The organism is Candidatus Gullanella endobia (assembly GCF_900048035.1).
GTDB classification, from domain to species: Bacteria; Pseudomonadota; Gammaproteobacteria; order Enterobacterales; family Enterobacteriaceae; genus Gullanella; species Gullanella endobia.
This window is the reverse complement of record NZ_LN999832.1, coordinates 692,608-712,433: the sequence shown is the minus strand read 5'-3', so window position 1 is coordinate 712,433 and position 19,826 is coordinate 692,608. Positions and strand designations below refer to the sequence as shown.

At 27.4% G+C, this 19,826-nt stretch carries 11 protein-coding genes, 1 other RNA gene and 1 pseudogene; 7 read left to right on the top strand and 6 right to left on the bottom strand.

Going from position 1 to position 19,826, the window contains the following annotated elements; translation table 11 throughout:
• The first annotated feature begins 1,944 nt into the window (after positions 1 to 1,944).
• Positions 1,945 to 2,613, top strand: a complete 669-nt coding sequence (locus tag FVIR_RS02025) for a DedA family protein (protein WP_067498323.1) — start codon at positions 1,945 to 1,947, stop codon at positions 2,611 to 2,613.
• A gap of 1,167 nt (positions 2,614 to 3,780) precedes the next feature.
• Here the strand turns inward: FVIR_RS02025 and rnpB are convergent.
• Both rnpB and rsmI read right to left on the bottom strand, forming a co-directional pair.
• An RNA gene (rnpB, locus tag FVIR_RS02020) (RNase P RNA component class A) lies at positions 3,781 to 4,159 on the bottom strand.
• An 82-nt stretch (positions 4,160 to 4,241) separates the two neighbouring features.
• Positions 4,242 to 5,099, bottom strand: a complete 858-nt coding sequence (rsmI, locus tag FVIR_RS02015) for a 16S rRNA (cytidine(1402)-2'-O)-methyltransferase (protein WP_067498320.1) — start codon at positions 5,097 to 5,099, stop codon at positions 4,242 to 4,244.
• 559 nt (positions 5,100 to 5,658) lie between these two features.
• Here rsmI and FVIR_RS02615 point away from each other — a divergent pair.
• From FVIR_RS02615 to dolP, 5 genes and pseudogenes are all read left to right on the top strand, one after another.
• Entirely contained in the window at positions 5,659 to 6,015 is a 357-nt protein-coding gene (locus FVIR_RS02615; protein WP_082799143.1) for a penicillin-binding protein activator, read from the top strand.
• Entirely contained in the window at positions 6,009 to 6,143 is a 135-nt protein-coding gene (locus FVIR_RS02750) for a hypothetical protein (RefSeq protein WP_269447255.1), read from the top strand. Before FVIR_RS02615 ends, FVIR_RS02750 begins: the two co-directional genes overlap by 7 nt.
• A gap of 86 nt (positions 6,144 to 6,229) precedes the next feature.
• The gene (locus FVIR_RS02745) at positions 6,230 to 6,358 is read left to right on the top strand and encodes a hypothetical protein (RefSeq protein ID WP_269447254.1); all 129 of its coding nucleotides are present in this window, start codon (positions 6,230 to 6,232) and stop codon (positions 6,356 to 6,358) included.
• A gap of 270 nt (positions 6,359 to 6,628) precedes the next feature.
• Positions 6,629 to 7,144: pseudogene (locus FVIR_RS02725) on the top strand (penicillin-binding protein activator).
• 406 nt (positions 7,145 to 7,550) lie between these two features.
• Complete coding sequence (gene dolP / locus FVIR_RS02005; RefSeq protein WP_067498318.1) at positions 7,551 to 8,123, top strand: division/outer membrane stress-associated lipid-binding lipoprotein; 573 nt, start codon at positions 7,551 to 7,553, stop codon at positions 8,121 to 8,123.
• A gap of 2,766 nt (positions 8,124 to 10,889) precedes the next feature.
• Here dolP and rpsI read toward each other — a convergent pair.
• Positions 10,890 to 11,282, bottom strand: coding sequence for a 30S ribosomal protein S9 (gene rpsI / locus FVIR_RS02000; protein ID WP_067498314.1), 393 nt, complete (start codon positions 11,280 to 11,282; stop codon positions 10,890 to 10,892).
• A gap of 26 nt (positions 11,283 to 11,308) precedes the next feature.
• Positions 11,309 to 11,737 carry a 50S ribosomal protein L13 gene (rplM, locus tag FVIR_RS01995; protein ID WP_067498311.1) on the bottom strand — a complete coding sequence of 143 codons (429 nt, stop codon included), beginning with the start codon at positions 11,735 to 11,737 and terminating at the stop codon, positions 11,309 to 11,311.
• 1,834 nt (positions 11,738 to 13,571) lie between these two features.
• Here rplM and degQ point away from each other — a divergent pair.
• The gene (gene degQ, locus FVIR_RS01990; protein ID WP_408605365.1) at positions 13,572 to 14,951 is read left to right on the top strand and encodes a serine endoprotease DegQ; all 1,380 of its coding nucleotides are present in this window, start codon (positions 13,572 to 13,574) and stop codon (positions 14,949 to 14,951) included.
• A gap of 1,602 nt (positions 14,952 to 16,553) precedes the next feature.
• Here the strand turns inward: degQ and FVIR_RS01985 are convergent.
• Together FVIR_RS01985 and FVIR_RS02680 are read right to left on the bottom strand one after the other, a co-directional pair.
• Positions 16,554 to 16,820, bottom strand: coding sequence for a BolA family protein (locus FVIR_RS01985; RefSeq protein WP_067498303.1), 267 nt, complete (start codon positions 16,818 to 16,820; stop codon positions 16,554 to 16,556).
• Positions 16,821 to 17,521: 701 nt separating this feature from the next.
• Positions 17,522 to 17,719 carry a hypothetical protein gene (locus FVIR_RS02680; RefSeq protein WP_158648152.1) on the bottom strand — a complete coding sequence of 66 codons (198 nt, stop codon included), beginning with the start codon at positions 17,717 to 17,719 and terminating at the stop codon, positions 17,522 to 17,524.
• Positions 17,720 to 19,826 lie beyond the last annotated feature (2,107 nt).

The window sequence follows — 19,826 nt, the reverse complement described above, 5'->3', positions numbered from 1 at the left end:
TAATTAGTAACGTATTAGCTTAGTTAAGCCCGAATATAAAATTCTATTAGATATACATTAAAGTCAAAAAAGTCGATAAAATTCATATTTAAGTTATCTGTCTAATTAACGAAACTCAATAAGAAATACTACTAATATTATATTAGTAGCTATGATCTTTAGTTTTATTTTGATGGAAATATATAAACTACTTTGAAATGAACATATTGATAACTCTATTTTTAGTATTAGATATAGACACTCCTTCTTTTTTAGTTATCTGTCGTTGTTGTAATTATTAGATAATAGATAATTATATTATAACTTTGATAACATATAAAAAAATAAATACTATCAAATTTCTGTTTGATAAAAACAAATCTAGTTTCAGTAAATACTTACTTTATTTTTAGGAGTTGTTTGCTTTCTTTCTTTATATGATCATTGAAAATATGATACTATTACAATCTGATTTTACCAGATATCTGATAACTAGAACAAAAATGAGAATTCGTTATTATTTTTTATCTTGATGATACTGTTTATAAATTGTTATTAACTATTTATTTTGCATTACAGTATTTTAATCTAAATTAAAGTAGATGTCTACGTAAAAGCATTTACTGATAGATTACTCTAGGATTTTATACTGGTTTTAAGCAAGATCTTTACAAAGTAAAGAAGATTTACGTTTTAGGATACTATTTTATAGGGTAGTTTTTCTGTTGTTATAATTTATGATTTTGACTTTAGATCTTATAATATAAGCTAAATCGACGATTTAGCTATCTTTATATATCATTTCGCTGTAGCGAAAACAACTGATCTTAGCACTTTTAATACTATTAGGATACAATTTATTATTAGATAATAGATTAATTTATTATTAATCTATTAAAAACTTTAATAATTTTCTGTGTTTTATCGAATTTTTATTTTTACTAGCATAAAACGATAATACTTAGGTAGATAGGATTTTATCAAAATCCACTATCTCTCTAAATAAAGATATCATTTTTCTATTATTTAATAATATACATGATTAATGCTTTTATCTATCAAAATATTTGAATTAATATCTCTAATAATACTTACAAAGCTAATACTAAAAATTTTCTATCACATAAATAATTAATTTTTATAAAAATTAGCTAAAATTCTGACAAAAGATATAATAATTGAATTTTCAGATATATGATCAGCGATAATAGGAAGATTAATATCTTCTTTATACAAGCGGAAGACTATTTATAATTAGTCAATCTGTGTTAGTTTAACTATGTTAGTTAAAAGTTAATAACTACGTTATTTATATCTAAGATAAAAATAATAAACATCACCAAAGATATAAGCACTTATTTTTAAGGTAATAAATAAGCAAAAGATTTTAATATAAGATATATAATAGAAGATATGTTATATATCGATAAGGTTCAAATAAATATTGAATCAATAAATCAGCTTTATGTACTTATCGCTATCTTGTAAATCTTTACGTTTTCTATAAAATACAGAACTATCGAACTTAGTTAAGTTAATAACACTATAAAATAGCAAATATTTTATAATAGTCGTCATTATTTTGTTTTTATGCTTGACTCGAAGTATGAAAATTAGGAAAAATTTAGAAAATACAAGTTTATATCAATGAGTTTAAAACTAATTCAATAGAAAGAACTTTTAGTATCAAGTATTCACTACTAAAAAATTTCTACTATATTTAGTAGAATAATAGGTTTATTTTTATTAAAATTTAACGTTTAAATTTTTTTATTTCTTAAAACAGTGCATTACTGGTATTTTATACTTTGCTTTAAATATAAAATCAGTTCTATTAACATAGAAAAACTAAAACATTTTAACTGATAATAAACCATATCGAAGCGTTAATACTCATAGTGCTATTTTCTTTTTTAATTTATTAGTAATAAAAAGATACTTTATAGTCTTTGGTTGAGAATATAAATGGGTATTTTAAAGGAACTATTATATGCACTCTGGCAGCAAGATTTTGAAACACTTTCTAATCCAAATTTAGTTTTAACTATTTATTTTTTAGCATGTACGATTTTATTTTTAGAGAACAGCCTTTTACTAGCCGCTTTTCTACCAGGAGATAGCTTACTTATATTGCTTGGCGTATTAATTTCTAAAGGGACATTAAGCTTTGTTGCAGTTCTTTTTCTTTTGACAATTTCAGCTAGCCTTGGTAGTTGGATAGGTTATCTGTATGGGAAATGGTTAGGAAGTAATCGGGTAGTAAAAAACTGGTTATCTCATCTACCAGAACACTACCATCAGCGAGCATATAGAATGTTTCATCATCATGGATTATCAGCCTTAATTATTGGTCGTTTTTTTGTTTTTATTCGCACGCTTCTTCCGGCTATTATTGGATTGTCTGGTTTAAGTAGTTCTCGTTTTCAATTTTTTAATTGCATTAGTGCATTTTTATGGATTTTTATCTTAACGCTTATTGGGTTTTTCCTTGGAAAAATTCCTATTTTTAAACGTTATGAAGAAAAACTAATGTTATGCCTAATGCTATTACCACTGGTACTTTTGACATTAGGACTAATTAGTTCATTTATCTTTATTTTTCGTCGAAAACGGCTTACTGATTCAAATAGATGATAATAAAAGAGCAAAGCAAATATGGTCAAAATAATATAACGCAAATCATTGTTATAGTAATTTATCAATAATCTTTGCTTAATACTAGCAATGGATACGTATATTCAGTTTGCGTTACTATTTGACTACCGATATCATTAAGTCTATTGATTATAAATATCAACCATATTAATTATACTGCTAGTACGTTCTATTTTATTGAGTAAATATTTTATATATTTACTATCTTAATTAAGATAGTAAATATTTTTTTAAAAACTATTAATTAACTTTTAAGCTACTTGTTTCGATCTAAGTGTTATACGACACGTAAGCATAAAAGTATTTTGAATTAATACTTACAATGTCATTTAATATTTTGACGAGCTCTTCTAGAAAATCTAATAGTGTTATTATTAATAGATTCATTAGTAAGTATTTTATACTTACTTTAAATTTATATTTAAAGTTATAAAGATCTTTCTGCGCTTATATAAAAATTTGGTCTTTTCTATTTCTATCGAATTTTTTATAAAAAATATAGAACAGATGAATATATTAAGATTTTTACCACTGATAATTATAGTGATATTCAGCGGTATTCCAATTTCCTTATTAATTAATTTCACTACAGTTTAGAGTTTAGAATTATAGCATTTATACTGTTTTCTGAATAAAAAATCTAAAATAAGAGTAATAACAAACAAATGCTACTTTTGCTAATTTCAAATTTAATGTAGTTCATTATTTTAAACAATCATCTGCAACAACATAACAAAAATAGATAATTATAAATAATAATTAGAAGAAAAAATAATTTTTGCTATATCATTCTATCTATACGGAAATAATAATACTATTCAATAGTTTATGCTCAAAAATCTAGATGAAATAGATAACATTAAAAATAGAACAAAGCTTGACGATATTATTTAATAGTTTACATACTTATCCAAAAGTAATATACAATCAAAAAAATAAAGAAGAAAACATGTATAGACTATTTTTTAGCGAAATATCTTTATCTACTAATAAAAAACTATTATCAATAATAAGAACTATTTATAATATAAATTATTATACCGATTTTATCGGTATTGATTTAAATGTAAACAATCTCTTAACATCTTATAACAAGATATACAAATAGTAATTTCTCGGATTTAAACAAAAATAAAACTAATATAAGAATGGAGTTGACCGTTAAGCCGGGTTCTGTCGTGGACAGTCATTCATCTAGGTCAATGCTCACGCACTGACTCAAGCAGCCTACCCAGATTCAGTACGGGCCGTACCATGCGAATCTCTATTTAGCTTTGCTCCAGGTGGAGTTTACCGTGCCACTAACTGTTACCAGTTGTGCGGTGCGCTCTTACCGCACCATTTCACCCTTACCTGATCCTGCATATACAGGCCATCGGTGGTTTGTTTTCTGTTGCACTTGTCGTAGGTTTACACCCCCCATGTATTACCTGGCACCCTGCCCTATGGAGCCCGGACTTTCCTCCCCTCTACCTTTTACCATTATAAATGGCAATAATAAAGCAGCGACTGTCTAGTCAACTCCAAGCTAGAGTATAACAAAATTTACAAAATTTATTATCTATAATATATAGTATCAAAAATAAATTACAATGTCATATCATATTTTATTGCTGACCGAGACCATAGCGATACAGCAAATTCTTTTTTATACTATAAATTTCCGCTGTCAGCGCTGTAGCTTTTTTTAGCGGTAGCTCAGCTAACAATAACATTAAGGTACGAATTGCATTGGGTGAAAGCACATCATCCGGCGTGTGATAACCTTCGACGATAAGTACAATTTCGCCGCGTCTACGTCTCTTATCTTCCTGAACCCAGGTTAGAAGTTCATCGAGTGGTGCACTATAAAATGTCTCCCAGATTTTGGTCAGTTCCCGTGCTAATACTACATGGCGAAATGGGCCCCAAACTGTCATCATATCCTTTAGGCTTTTTATTAACCGATGTGTCGATTCATAAAAAATAAGTGTACGCTGCTCTTGTATCAGCGATTTAAGAAAATCTAGACGAGCTTTACACTTCGTCGGTAGAAAACCTTCATAGCAAAAACGATCAGTTGGAATCCCAGCGGCTGATAACGCAGTAATAGCTGCACAAGCACCAGGCAACGGCACAACACGAATATTAACTTCGCGACAACGACGAACAAAATAGTAACCTGGATCGTTGATAAGTGGTGTTCCAGCATTACAAACTAAAGCTATATTCTGTCCATTTTTTAGTTTCGTCAATAAAACTTCTGTTTTTTGTCGTTCATTATGATCGTGTAAAGCGGATAACCGAGTATTTATATAAAAATGTTGTAATAATAGAGCAGTATGACGAGTATCCTCAGCAGCAATAAGATCAACACTTTTCAGGATAGATAGTGCTCGCAGTGTAATATCCTCTAAATTACCAATTGGAGTCGGTATAACATATAACGTTGATTTGGTAAGATCCACTTGCTGCTTTCGATTCATTATTTCGTCCGGATTTTTAGATTTCATATTAATTATATTGATAAAAATATTACTGGATTCAGTATGCTTTCCTATTATTAATTAAGTTTTAAAATAAAACGAATTATTCTAGTTATACTAACTTTATTAATTTTTAGCTACCTGTAAAGTTCAGTTTCAGAAAAAATTAGCTATATTGCAATGCAAATTAATACTAATTTCGACTATGATTTTAATTATATAAAAATTAATGATCAATTACCTGTTATTCGCGTACAGATTAAATAAGGAAATCTACCACAGGTATATCAAAACTTTTCTGCTCCATCTCTTCAGCTTGATATGATACATCAATATGAATACCCTCTTTTAATTGCTAAATTTGTACTGATATTGAATCAATCACACATTACTACTGTCGCTTTTCATAAAGTGAATAGTACTTCTCTTGATAAAACCAAGTATTTTCGTTCCTCCAAGATAATGATCGATTCTGGCCAAAAGTGGCTTTTCTAGATTTAATTCGTACTTATATTGCCAAGATATTATTGTTAAGTGATCTGGAGACACGCCAAAAAATATTGATAAAGCTTGGAAAATATTAGTATCTCTTTCATTCCCGCGTAGCAACTTAGCAATTAATGCTAATGAAAATATACTTCGTGGTTGGCTAGATCTTCTGAATGCATACCATAAAAATCGTAAAGATCCTACGCTTTTACAAACAGCTATTAAAGACTGGCAGATCCTTTATCCAAAAAATCCAATGGTAAAAATGTTACCTACACCGCTTAGTCAGGTAAAAAAGTATTTTCCGTCCTTAGTTAGAAGAGTTGCTTTACTATTACCAATTCATGGACAGGAAAAAATTTTCTCCTATGCGATTCAAAAAGGTTTTTCAGCGGCAATAAATAACCTAGTGGCAAAAATATGTTAAAGCAACATAAAAATGTTGCTATTGCAAAGGATAGTATGCGAACTTCAGATTCGGATAATACACTACAGATGACGACTATGAGTGAACAGAATATTAGTGATCAACTATTAAACACAAATAACTACTAATAACGGCATTCAAATTAAAGTTTATGATACGTCAAAAGCAGTCGTTGTCACTACCGTTATCGTAAGCACAAAAGGATGGTGCTAATATGATAATCGGTCCATTATTAAAGAATGACTGTAAACATTTATATAACAATCATACTAATGTCACTTATGCTAGTATGCTAAATATACTGGCACTTAATCAACCTAAACAACATCCAGCCAAAACCTAATATCTATTATTTTTCTTTATCCCCAGAAGATGAGACACGCAACGCAGCTAAACATATTAAAAAACAAGGTCGATAGAAACCATTGCTACTTCTTTCAACTGGTGTTCTTGGTGATAGAATAATAAAGGTGTTTTTAAATCATGGTATCAGGTAGGTGGTGAAATTGTGCTTGAACAACGTTTTGTTTCCTTTACTGAACTCAAACAAAATATTAACAATAGTAAAGGTATTCTTTTAACAGGTACGCCAGTACCCGATAGCTAAATTTAGATTAATACAGTAGTAACTATCTCAGATATAACTATTACTACATTTCAGAATAAGAGTACGATCATATCTTCTATTAACATCGATAAGACTATCGACGCAGTTTATATTATTGCTACTCATGATGAACTAGCGCTGATTAAACCAATGATTGATATGCATGTCAGTTCACGTAAAAAGTTAGCGTTATATGCTAGTTCACGCAGTTATCAAGCTGATTCTGAATATGATTTCCGTTTGAAAATGGAGGGAATAGAATTTAGTGATATTCCGATGATAACTGGCAACTATCCAGGTCTCTTATCACAGATAAGTGCTCACTTCCAAGGCGATTATTCACTAGTAAGGCTTTACGCTATGGGTATAGACGCTTAGACGTTAGCTAACTATTTTAGTGAAATACAAAAAATTCTAGGCTTCCAAATAACAGGTCTAACTGGCATACTATCAGTAATATCAGATTGCATAATAAATAGAACACTGTCCTGGCTAAAATATCACCGTTGTCAACTGATATAAATACAGTAAGTAACCACTTATATAACATGTAGATGTTACTTGATGACAAAAATTTTTTGCATTATTTTAACAATAAAACTTCAGTCATAAATACGAAGTTTTTATCACTTGTATTCTAAATTACTCTGAAAACAGAGAATCAAGCCTATTCATCATAAATATGAATATATAATTGTTTCATTGAATTTTATTACTAATAATCGTTAGCATAACTAAACTACTTCTAAATAAAAATTCTCATTGAGAGAAGCTAACGATATTCTTATTCAATTTCCATTTATTTCATAATCATAATATAATAAAAATCATCTAAGCTACTGTTATAAAAATAAAATTATCACTATCACAGGATAAAATGGAAAGAAATTATTAACATTTCTTATATAGCTAGATGTAAGGAGTCTAGATGAAGATATATGCTCTATTACTACTTCTGTTCACTACCTTAATATTACAGGGGTGTGTCAGCGCTGTAGTGATAGGCACCGCTGCTTTTGCTACTAAAACAGCTACTGATCCCCGTACTTTAGGTAAACAAGTCGATGATAATATCCTTGAAATACGTATAAAAAACATGCTATCTAAAAATCAGAAGCTAAAAAATACACGTATTAGTAATATTACCTATCAAGGAAAAGTTCTTCTAATCGGTCAAGCACCAACACTTAAGCTTATTAAATACGCTAAGCAAATTGTAATGAGCGTTAATGATGTGACTGAGGTATATAACGAAATTCGCCAGAGTCAACCAATATCACTCAAACATACATTCATAGATACCTGGATTACCACTAAAATTCGTTTTCATTTTTTAATTAGTGATATAGTAAAATCATCTAATATAAAAATAAGCACTGAAAATGGTGAGGTCTTTCTATTGGGAATAGTAACTGATGTAGAAGGTAAAACTGCTGCTGCATTATCTAGTAAAGTGAATGGTGTAAAACATGTTATAACCGCTTTTACATACTTACAGTAGCTACATTTTAATGTAGATAGATTTATGCTAGATAAATATTGTTAGTGATTTTAGTATTTTCATAGATCTAATACTACTAGCAAACAGAAGTAATGGATATATTAGTTATTATAACTAGTAAATTAGATAATAGCAATTGCAAATTGTTTTTATATACCTCAAAATAGACCTTAATGCATTAGTATATTTTAGTGATTTTTACAGATAAATGAAATATCAAAATGAAAAAACATTTTATCAGTTTTAATAATTTTCTAATATATTTAGAAAATAGATATTATATTGTATTATTTCTATTATTTATTTTTATGTTCTGATTATTTACTAATTAATAATGATGTAGAATAGTTTATATTTTAAAATATTTTAAATATTTTTTATTTTGCAATAAAATATTAAGTTGAATAATATAAATAATTTTTTAAATTTTTTTATTTATATTACACTATTCTATAATTAAATTTTTTATTGATTAATATTTTATTTTTTTATCTTTCTCGGTTAATAATTTTCTAAATTAAAATATTATTTGACAATTTAGATTTCAAATATAAATTATGGTTAAATATTATGTTTATTTATCTACTAGATATAATAACAATTAGTTTAACCAGTTTAAATTATTTAATTATTAAAGATAAAACAGATTAGCTAGATAGTAATTAATAGATTAAATAATTATTAATACCATTAGTATTAATGCTAGAAATATAGATAGGTGAAATAGATAAGATTTTTCCATTAAGCTAATGCAATAGTGAACTAGTAGACTAATTTTATTAATAAGAAGTTTTTAAAAAAATAGATAAAATATTATAAATATCTATAAAATATCTGTCTTGGACAGACTATCTATTCATAGAAGTAAAAATCCTAAAAAATAAATTATAATCTACTTTAAATAGGTTATAATTTATTTTTTAAAAATCACTGGTGAAATCTTTTGTATTTACAAACTATTAAATATGATAACTACCTATATAATAGGTATGTATGTTTAGGTATGTATGTTAGTGAGCTTACCACTCTATATCTTGATAAGAACATATTAATTTTTAGGATTTAATGGTGATAGAGATTACTAGTAATATATTTAAATTAGAATAACTTTAGTATAACAATACTATCTGATGTGATCTTCATAGGAACTATCAAAATATTTTTCTATTACTAGAATAACTTAATAATAACCATATATATTATATATAAAATAAGTATAAATTATCGATTTAATTAGCGGTGATACACTGTTGTGTGTACTTTTAGCGAAAAGCTAGTTACCTATAATTATTTTGCTAATAGTTTACTTATCTAATTAAAGTACTTAGTAATTAATAAATAAAACTTACATAATATTATTATGTATCTTTATTAGTTTTGAAATATGCTTCTTAAGCAAATTTAACATATCGTTTAAACCAACTATCATCAATAGTGTATAATTAGATATTAAATTTTAATTTTCACATAAAATAAGTAAAAATATCATTTCAGATCGAATATAAAAGTTTGACTAGCATAATAGTAATCTTTAATATTACCGATAAAGATCACTATGATATTGAAGATCCTTAATAACATTAAAAATATAAATTGCATAAGACTGTATTTAAATGGATACCTTAAGATCGATTTGTACTGTTTTCTTAAAAGAATTCAAAAATTATCAAAGTAAATTTCTATTGAATAAAAACTAATATACTACATATAGTTTTTAAATATCCAAAATATAGATTTTTAGTGGCATTTCATCACGGTATTTGCTTAAGTGTGTATAATATAGTTATATAATGTAATTCGTAGTAATACAAGTAATTCATAATCAATATTACTATCCTATAAATCTATCCAATCGGTTACTATTGATAGTCAATATGACTAGCCTCTAGTCTCGTTTTTTACTAGCTAGAAAGTAAACTAAATAAAGCAAATTTAGCTTTTTAAAAAATGTGATAGTTGTATCTACTAAGTATTGTGTTATTTATTTATCAAATAGATATTTGTAATTAATCTAAAGATAGTATAGCTAGTTCGAAGAAATATGAGTTATTTTATTCTATTGTCACATATTCAAAAAATCTCTAACTAGCTCAATATTAAACTTAACTAAATTTTATAATAAAGATATTAGATAACCATCTACTAGATCAAACTCTTTGCTTATGAAGAAGATTTTTTTGTTAAATATTGACGCTATAGATGATAGCGTATCATAGATGCTAATAAAATATTGGTATCTTTTCTACTACTATTAATTATCCTTAATATAGCAAATAACCAGATGAATTATGTTATTTACTACCAGATTTATAATGATAAAAGGATTGACAAATAATCAATTTACGACGAATTAGCATTGATAAAATATAATAAGATCAAAATTAATTAGATTTTACGATAAATTATCCATCTTAGTTTACTTGATTTTAATCATAGCCTTTTCGCTAGAAAATATGCAAGTGATAATTGAAACATCAATTATCTCAAAATAATTTTATTAAAGATTTTTTATTAATAGAGAAGACCATAAAAATATTAAAATATATTAAGAATATATCAAATAATCCTAATTAAGGATTATTTTTAATTTATCTAATTTTTTTGATTATTTAAAAATAAAAAACTTTTACTCAAAAAAAATAAAAAGATCAGTTGATTATTATATTATATTGCTTTCACTTGATACTAAAAGTACATATTAGGACATATTAAACAATAAGAATTCAAAACCATGTAGATTTCTCGCGATAGTATGCACTGTGAAAATTAACGTTTGGAAAACTGCGGACGACGTCGAGCTTTACGTAAACCAACTTTCTTACGTTCAACCTGACGAGAGTCACGGGTAATAAAACCTGCTTTACGCAGATCAGAACGAAAAGTTTCATTGTATTCTATTAGTGCACGAGTAATACCATGGCGAATTGCTCCAGCTTGACCAGAAATACCACCACCTTTAACAGTGATATATAGATCTAGCTTACCTACCATATTAACTAATCCCAACGGTTGACTAATCACCATACGAGCGGTTTCACGACCAATATACTGATCTAAAGTGCGATGATTAATCATCATATTGCCGCTGCCTACTTTTATAAAGACTCGAGCAGAAGAGGTTTTTCGGCGACCAGTACCGTAATATTGATTTTCATTCATTTCCTATAGAATCCTGATTACCCTGATTACATATCAAGAATTTGTGGTTGTTGTGCTGCATGGTTGTGCTCGGTACCAGAGTAAACTTTTAATTTACGGAACATAGCACGACCAAGCGGACCTTTTGGTAACATACCTTTAACAGCGATTTTAATTACACGCTCAGGATAACGAGTAATCATCTCTTTAAAGGTTGCTTGTTTTATACCACCGACGTAGCCGGTATAGTGATAGTATATTTTGTTATTACACTTATTTCCGGTAATAGCTACTTTATCAGCGTTTAAAACGATAAGATAATCACCGGTATCTATATGTGGTGTATATTCCGGCTTATGTTTACCACGAAGACGATGAGCTAGTTCGGTAGAAAGACGGCCAAGAGTTTTCCCTTCGGCGTTGATAACATACCAGTCATTTTTTATCTTTTTCGACTTTGCTGCAAAAGTTTTCATTAAAAATTTACCAAATATAAATTAAATATTATTGTTTATTAAATGCTTTAATAAACAATTATAAGACCAATACAACTCAACATCTAGAAAAATACCTTTGATTAGCTTCGTTTTTATAATAACTAAGATCTTTCTATCAAGATCAAATATAACATATTATCAATATATTATAAAGAAGTCATATAAAAATGTCGATTTCTTTCATATCAAAAAATGACAAAATACTTCAAATTTCAGCCTTGCTCTGCTTTTCTTAAAAAGAAAAATAGAAATAATATTCAAAATACTAAAATAGTATCTCTCTAAGAAAACACGGAGAAAACGCAGATATTAATATTCTAATATTAACTAAAAATCTAAACGTGCTGTTTATAAAATATATGTATTAGTACTAGAATCAATAGACGATATTTTTCTGACCGCTACCATCGATATGAATCGATGTACAACGTAGCAGAATTGCATAAAAGTACTCAAAAAGAAAATTATAATTGTTTTAGTTTCGTGCATCTAGTTGAATAACTAAATAACAGTCAATAATGCTATACCATTAATCAAATTTAATTCTAATAGCATAAAATGCTGTTTTTATTACAATAATTAGCTGGTATTATTACTAATAAAAATTAATTTACAAATTAATTTACACTGCAGTATTTAGGTAAAAATCAATAGAAATATCTAGATTTGCAATAACATAGTGTATTTTATTAATTTATATACTATAAGCTCTTTCTATTGCAGTTTTTGAACAAATCATTTAGCAATATTAAAATATTGCTAGATATAATTCTATATAAATTCACAATACAAAACAAAAAAATGAAATTTAACTTTTATTCACTAGGAATATTACAGTAAAAATTAAAATATCAACCATACTTTATCTCTGCTACTTCGCTGATATTTTATATTTTTAAGAGTGTCCTATTGGTTGTAAATTTGCTTATTAAAAAGATATTTTTAATCAATTAAGCAGGTTAATGAGATTATTAAAGTAGTTTTTACGAGTTAAATATCAGTGATATGTTACTTATATAAACGATAGATAAAATATAGATGTTATATAACTTATATTCCCTTTTTGTGCTAGCATTTACTGATAAAAATTAAATATTGAAAACATACGTGCAAACATTAAGCACCTATTTGATAAATATAATAGCTTAGTAAGCTCTAAATAATAAGTTTTTGTTATACTATTCAGTTACACTAATAGCATATAACCGATTATAATAAAAGTAATAGGACATAAAATTCTACGGAACAGCAAAATGAGTAATATTAATTATTATAATTTGAAAGTATGTACTAATCAGATTGATAATGAGTATTATTTTTGATGTGACTACCATGCATTTAACAATTATAAAAATGCGTTAGAACAAAAGAACACAGTATAAATTAAAAGAAAAATAGAGATAGATAGATATCGAAAAAGTTAAAAAATTCTTTTTAAGAAAGAAGAATTATTAAATAATATATTCAACGACTACTATCAATTTTGATAGTTTATAACTAAAAGTTTCGATAGTCTACTATTAGATCAGAAAAAAGAAGATAATTCATTATTTTATTATCTCACTGAAATTAAAGCAGACAATAACCAAGTCCCGATGGAAATAAAGTAATGAAATTATCTTAATAAGTATTAACAGTTTTACGAAAAACAAGTAATTTAAATAAATAGCGATCTTTACCCACAGATATACCGGTACTAAACGCGCTTATAGATTAAATTTTTCCATATCTATCAAGGTTATAATTGCGATTATAACGCTTTAAGCAGATGCCTAAACTAGAATATCTGATATAAAATGAGCGAGTTAAGGTTATAATGAAAATAACACCATTCTTCAGCGCATTGGCACTCAGTATTGGACTGAGTCTAATAATTCCTTTTTCATCGCTAAAAGCAGCTATTCCAATTGAAGTAGAAGGAAAAGCTATGCCAAGCCTAGCGTCAATGCTAGCTAAAGTACTACCAGCAGTAGTCAGCGTCTATGTTGAAGGTTCTAAACCAGTCCGATGTCCTTCGCTACCCAAGGAATTTAAGTACTTTTTCGGACCCGATACCCCAGGTTTTAACAATGATAGATCACGCCCATTTGAAGGGTTAGGTTCTGGAGTTATTATTAATGCTCTAAAAGGTTACATTATTACTAATAATCATGTTGTTAACGGAGCAGATAAGATTAAAGTTCAGCTCAATGACGGCCGCGAATTCAATGCTAAACTAGTCGGTCACGACGAACAAACGGATTTAGCGTTATTGCAGTTGCCGAAGACAAAAAATCTTAGCGAACTTAGTATGGCTGACTCTGATACTTTAAAAGTCGGAGATTTTGCTGTTGCGTTGGGTAATCCTTTCGGTCTTGGACAGACTGCCACGTCAGGTATTATTTCTGCTCTTGATCGTAGCGGTTTGAATTTGGAAGGTCTTGAGAATTTTATCCAAACTGACGCATCCATTAATCGTGGTAATTCCGGTGGTGCGCTAGTCAACCTCAACGGTGAACTGATTGGTATTAATACTGCCATTCTAGCACCGGGAGGAGGTAATATTGGTATTGGTTTCGCTATTCCTAGTAATATCGTTAAAAACTTAAGTCAGCAATTGATTGAATATGGTGAGGTAAAACGCGGTCAATTAGGTATAAAAGGGACAGAATTAACCGCTGATATTGCTAAAGCTTTTAATATTAATGCTCAGCGTGGCGCCTTTGTCAGCGAAGTACTTCCAAACTCCGCCGCTGCTAAAGGCGGTATCAAAGCTGGCGATATTATTATTTCGGTAGAGGATAAGCCAATTCAAAGCTTTGCTGAATTGCGGGTTAAGGTTGGTACTAGTTCACCCGGTAAAACTATTAGGCTTGGCCTTCTGCGTAACGGAAAAGCACAAACAATTTCCGTGATCCTCGATGATAGCGCATCAGCTATTACCAGTGAGCAGATTCTTACTCCAGCGCTACAAGGAGCCTCTCTTAGCAATGGTCAATTAAAACATGGTACTAAGGGTGTTCAGGTAGAAAAAGTAATAAAAGATTCTCCTGCTGACGCGATTGGTTTACAAAAGGGCGATGTGATCATTGGTATAAACCGTGAACGAATAAAAAACGTATCTCAGCTTCGTAAGGTGTTAGAATCTAAACCAGCAATTATAGCGCTGAATATAGTACGTGGCGATGCAAGTATTTTTTTATTATTACGTTAAGTATTTTAAAAATACTAATTCTACTATTATAGTGTTAGTTTAAGTTTTGTTATCTCGTATAATCTATTTAAGAGTCGTCTATATTAGATAGTGTTAAATTAGATAGAAATTCGAATATTATCTCTTTTTTTATAATTATGAATTATTAATTTTATCTTTTGATTTAAAATCATATTATTAACAATAAGTATAGAATATAATCTCTATGCGTTATTTATAAAGATAAAAATAATTTAGTTCACGATAGTCGTGATTATCTACAGTTATGCTAGTATTAGAAACTGTAAAGTTACGCTTACTTATAATAATAGTGTTTGAGCATATTTTAATAATTATATAAACTACTAAAATGAAAAACTATGCTAGTTTATTCGATATTATCACTCATACAAAACAATTTTCTTTAATTGACGATATAAACAACTAAAACTAGACTTGTTGAAGAACGCAAATCTATTCCCATTACTTATACTCAAATATGAAGTTTTAATATCGCGATAAATAATACTGTTACGTTCGATTTTATTATACGATTCTATTTGAATTAATTCTGAAATATATATAAACCGGTTTTCAAAAATAATCTTAGTAATAATATTACTACTATGAATGATTGGATTGATTAGATTAGATTTCGCTTTCATATTGCTAGAAAACCTAGAACATAATATAAAGCAATACGAACTATAATTACTTTTAGACGCTGATTATGCATATCTAGATTTATCTAGTCATCTCCTAACAGTGATATCTATATACACTTCGTGTAACTTGATTAGTAGAGCCTGTAATGTATCAGGGAATATAACATGAAAAACTATGCGGTCTTAGGAAATATCTACTGCTATCAGCAACGTATCAGTCTCGATAAGATCAAGTAAAACTCGATATACATAGATATAAATTATTAATTCTTTAAATAATAATTTTGTTAGTATCAGCACCACTAATCTTTACATCTATCCAAATGAGAAAATTAGTAGTATCAATAATTTCCGATTTATGAGATATATTATTGATACTAGTAGTACTAGTTACTAATATTGCTACACTTATAATAATTACTATAGCGCCAATACTAACTTTATTTATAATAATATGCGCATTGAAAAACCATCGGCTAATGCTTTAAGATATTTTTCTCTAGTTTGATAGTAGCACTTGACTGCTATAAATCACTGATATATAAATCCACAGGATGAATATTGATAACACAGACACTCGGTAATAAAATCTGTCTTTAATAAAAAGACGCTACTAACAGTCCTAGTTAAAAACAGACACGCGTATGATCTTCGTTAGCTCATATAGTGCATAGTAAATATTAACCTTGCTTATATCTACACAAAATGAGCTATTTCGTTTTGCTTTAGCATTGAGTTAATTAGATAATTTTATGGTTTTTCTATATCTTAGAACTTGGAAATGTTTTGAATTTCCATCGGTTATTTCGTCAATAGTATGATAAATAAAATTGGAAGTATAAAATTTTTAATGTCGGAAATAGTAACTTTTCTATTTAACCGTGCAAGATTCTAGATAAGAAATTCATCTATTATAATTACTCTTTATGATTAAATAAGAAAATTCTTTTCTCTTAGATTAAGGTAAACATTTAAAATCATTCATCTTACAATTACGCTTCCACTCATTTTTTGTATAGGCTTTTATTGATAAAGCATGAATGCGATTATCTAATATATACTCTATTAGTGGTGTATATATTATTTTGTGTTTTTTTATTAGACTTATTTTAGAAAATTGATCACTAATCGCAATAATTTGAAAATTTTTACCATTTTTAATTACGTAGACTTCATCCAGTAATAAGGCTTGCATAAGCACTGATTTGATTTCGTTTATTTCCATAATTAAATCTTTTTTAGGGTTATAAATCAGTCTACTAAACTAGTATTTTATAGGGATTAACTATTTTAAAGAATAAGAGAAGCAATTAACTATAGTTCTTTTATTATTCTAAATGAAACAATGATTAAAAGCATAATAACTTTATATAAGATACAATTAAAAAATTAAAAGATGATTACCAATCATTTTTATTATAATGAAATAGTGCTAGTAATTTATATTAAGTATTTAAAGTTATTATATAAATAGAATTGGTTATAACTTTCATAGTGTAATAAACGTTCGAAAACTATTAGTGACGCTAATAAATATACGTTTATTACCTCACTTTTTTGATAATGTTAAAAACAAAAAATAAATGCTACGTCGGCAAAGTCGATATGTCGAAGATTAAAGATATCTATAAATCGGATATCTTCAAATAATAATTACTTCTATTACCAATAGTGTAAATAATGTATTATAATTTAATTCTTCAAATAAGATTAATATTATTCCTACGTAAATTAATTAAATCTTTTAACTATAATACTAATTATCCAAGGTAATTACTATTATAGTATCTTTTATAATTGCTAAGTCAATTCATCGATTTTTTGTATGCAATATTAATGCCTATTCATTTTTAGCAATAAAATACCAATACTTTTAATAAAGTATATCATATACCTGATAATTACTAGAGATATTATTTTGAGCTACTAGAAATCAAGATACATTAGTGAATGGCCAATTTGATCGGTAATCGTTACGAAAATAATCACAATTTTGGAAGCGCCTAATGGTTTCTCCGATGTAATTTCATAAGTATAATTACTGAAATATACTACCACTTGAACATAAATATACTCTAAATAGTTCTGGAATATTTTAAAGTAAGCATCTCGCTGAATTGGCATAGTTATTACAATAATGAAAATCTAGTATTGATTACCAAGTGTGTTTTACCTGAATATAAGAAAAAATTTTTACGCACAATAATATTCAAGTAATTAGGATCTTAATAAATTTATTTTATTTGTTTTTTAGACGAATACAAATCTTATTTACTGTTTAACTTATTAAACGATAAGGATTTTTATGATAGAATAGTTTATATTAACAATAGAATAACCAACAGCACTAGTAATGCAAATAAAGATTTAAGTATGCATGTCTTCTATTCTAGTTGTGTCAACTTAGTAAGGTTGAAAACCGATTTGAAATGATAAAAACAGACATAAATTATCTTATATTAATTATAATATCACTGTTGGTGATAATGCTTTTTCTGCTATTTAAACTTCCTACTATCTAGCTTTACTTTTGTTAGTACATTTTTGATTAATTTAATATCCATAATTTATGATTTGTTCTATTTAGGTACTTTATTACCGATGTTGTTAGTTTAATTCTTAGTAGTTTTGTTGTGTCTGCTATTACTGCGATTATAAAGAAAATAACCAATCAGATCTTATAAAATAATAGCTTATTGGTTATCCTAAATGATTTTTATCTCTTTTATTATTAAAGTACCAATTTTGAATTATTAAGAACAGAGACTGAGTTTGAAATATTATTACTTCTCCCAACAAACTAAAAAGTTCGAATCGATAAAGAATTCATATCAAATATATGATTATAAATTATATTTAATATCCATAATAACTTTTTAGAATATAGGTTTTAGGATTAAGTATAATATCTGAAATTTAATCAATAAAATCTTCCCTTCGATCCGAACAGAAGATCTTACTTTAAGAATACTAATATTATTAAATAGACGCTGATTCGATAAATTATCATATTATCTATAGAACGGATTTTATCACTATTTTAGATAAAGAAAAAATAGCGAACAGAATAATCATCATAAATATGTCGATTAATATTTTATTTTTATGTTTGCTTAGATCCATTTAAAAATCAAAGAAATCATAATAAAAATCTAATCCTATTACTATTAATGAAATATAAAAACCATACGAATGATTTTATGGCTGATTTTTTTTAAAGGTTTAGATAGCATCATAACTATTGAATAGTAAAAAATTCAATTAACAGTGATAACAAACACGATATTTTTAATAACACAGTTTACTAAATTTTTCTACTAATCTATAAAAGCATATATTTCAAATAAAAAGAAGCTACTATCAATTCCTTTCTATTCAATACTAACAATAGTCTGTCTTAAGATTCGAACTTCAATAGAAGTTATGATTGGTAATAGCATACTAATAAGACTAGCCAAAAAAACGAAGAACCACTATTTGATAAATAGGTCTATTACCATTATTTAAGAACCAGAAAGTTATTCGTTAATCGTTATTAAGATTATCTCGACAGTAAACGGAGAACTTGCACGGTTAGAAAATAAAATGCGACTATTACTGACTCTAACTTACATAGTAGGGATAGCAAAACTAGCATTCCTAAACTGTATTTAGTACTATAAGTTATAAAACGATATAATTCTATAATCAAAGCACTATATTGATAAATAAACTAGAAATTATAACAATTACAAGCAGTAACATAAAAAAGATGTAAAGTTTTTTAATAGTAGCTATTTTTTACAATTCAGATTTTTCTTCTAATATACTAAACAGTATAATGCTGGCTTAATTAAAACTGTAATAAATTCTTAGTGTTCAATGCTTAAAGGATAAGATTACCTCTTATATCATAACTAAGCTTAATTCTCTCTTTTCCTAATAGTTGTGTCTAATAATATTTAGTGGAATATTAAACGAGGTTAGTCTATAAGAGATACTATTTAAAAATTATTTAACGCGCTGATTCTGACTGTTATATAGGTTAACTGCTGTCCCTTTTATCACTATATATTTTTTAGAAAAGATATAGTCGTCATTAGAAATTCTTAATACTTCTGTCATGTTTTAGTACACTGCGATGTAGATAAAACTTAGCGTCTACTTTAGATTATCAATGAGCGTAATAATAACCCAATATTAATTGGATTTTTCCTGAAAAACAGCTCATAAAAATATAAGCAGATCAGTA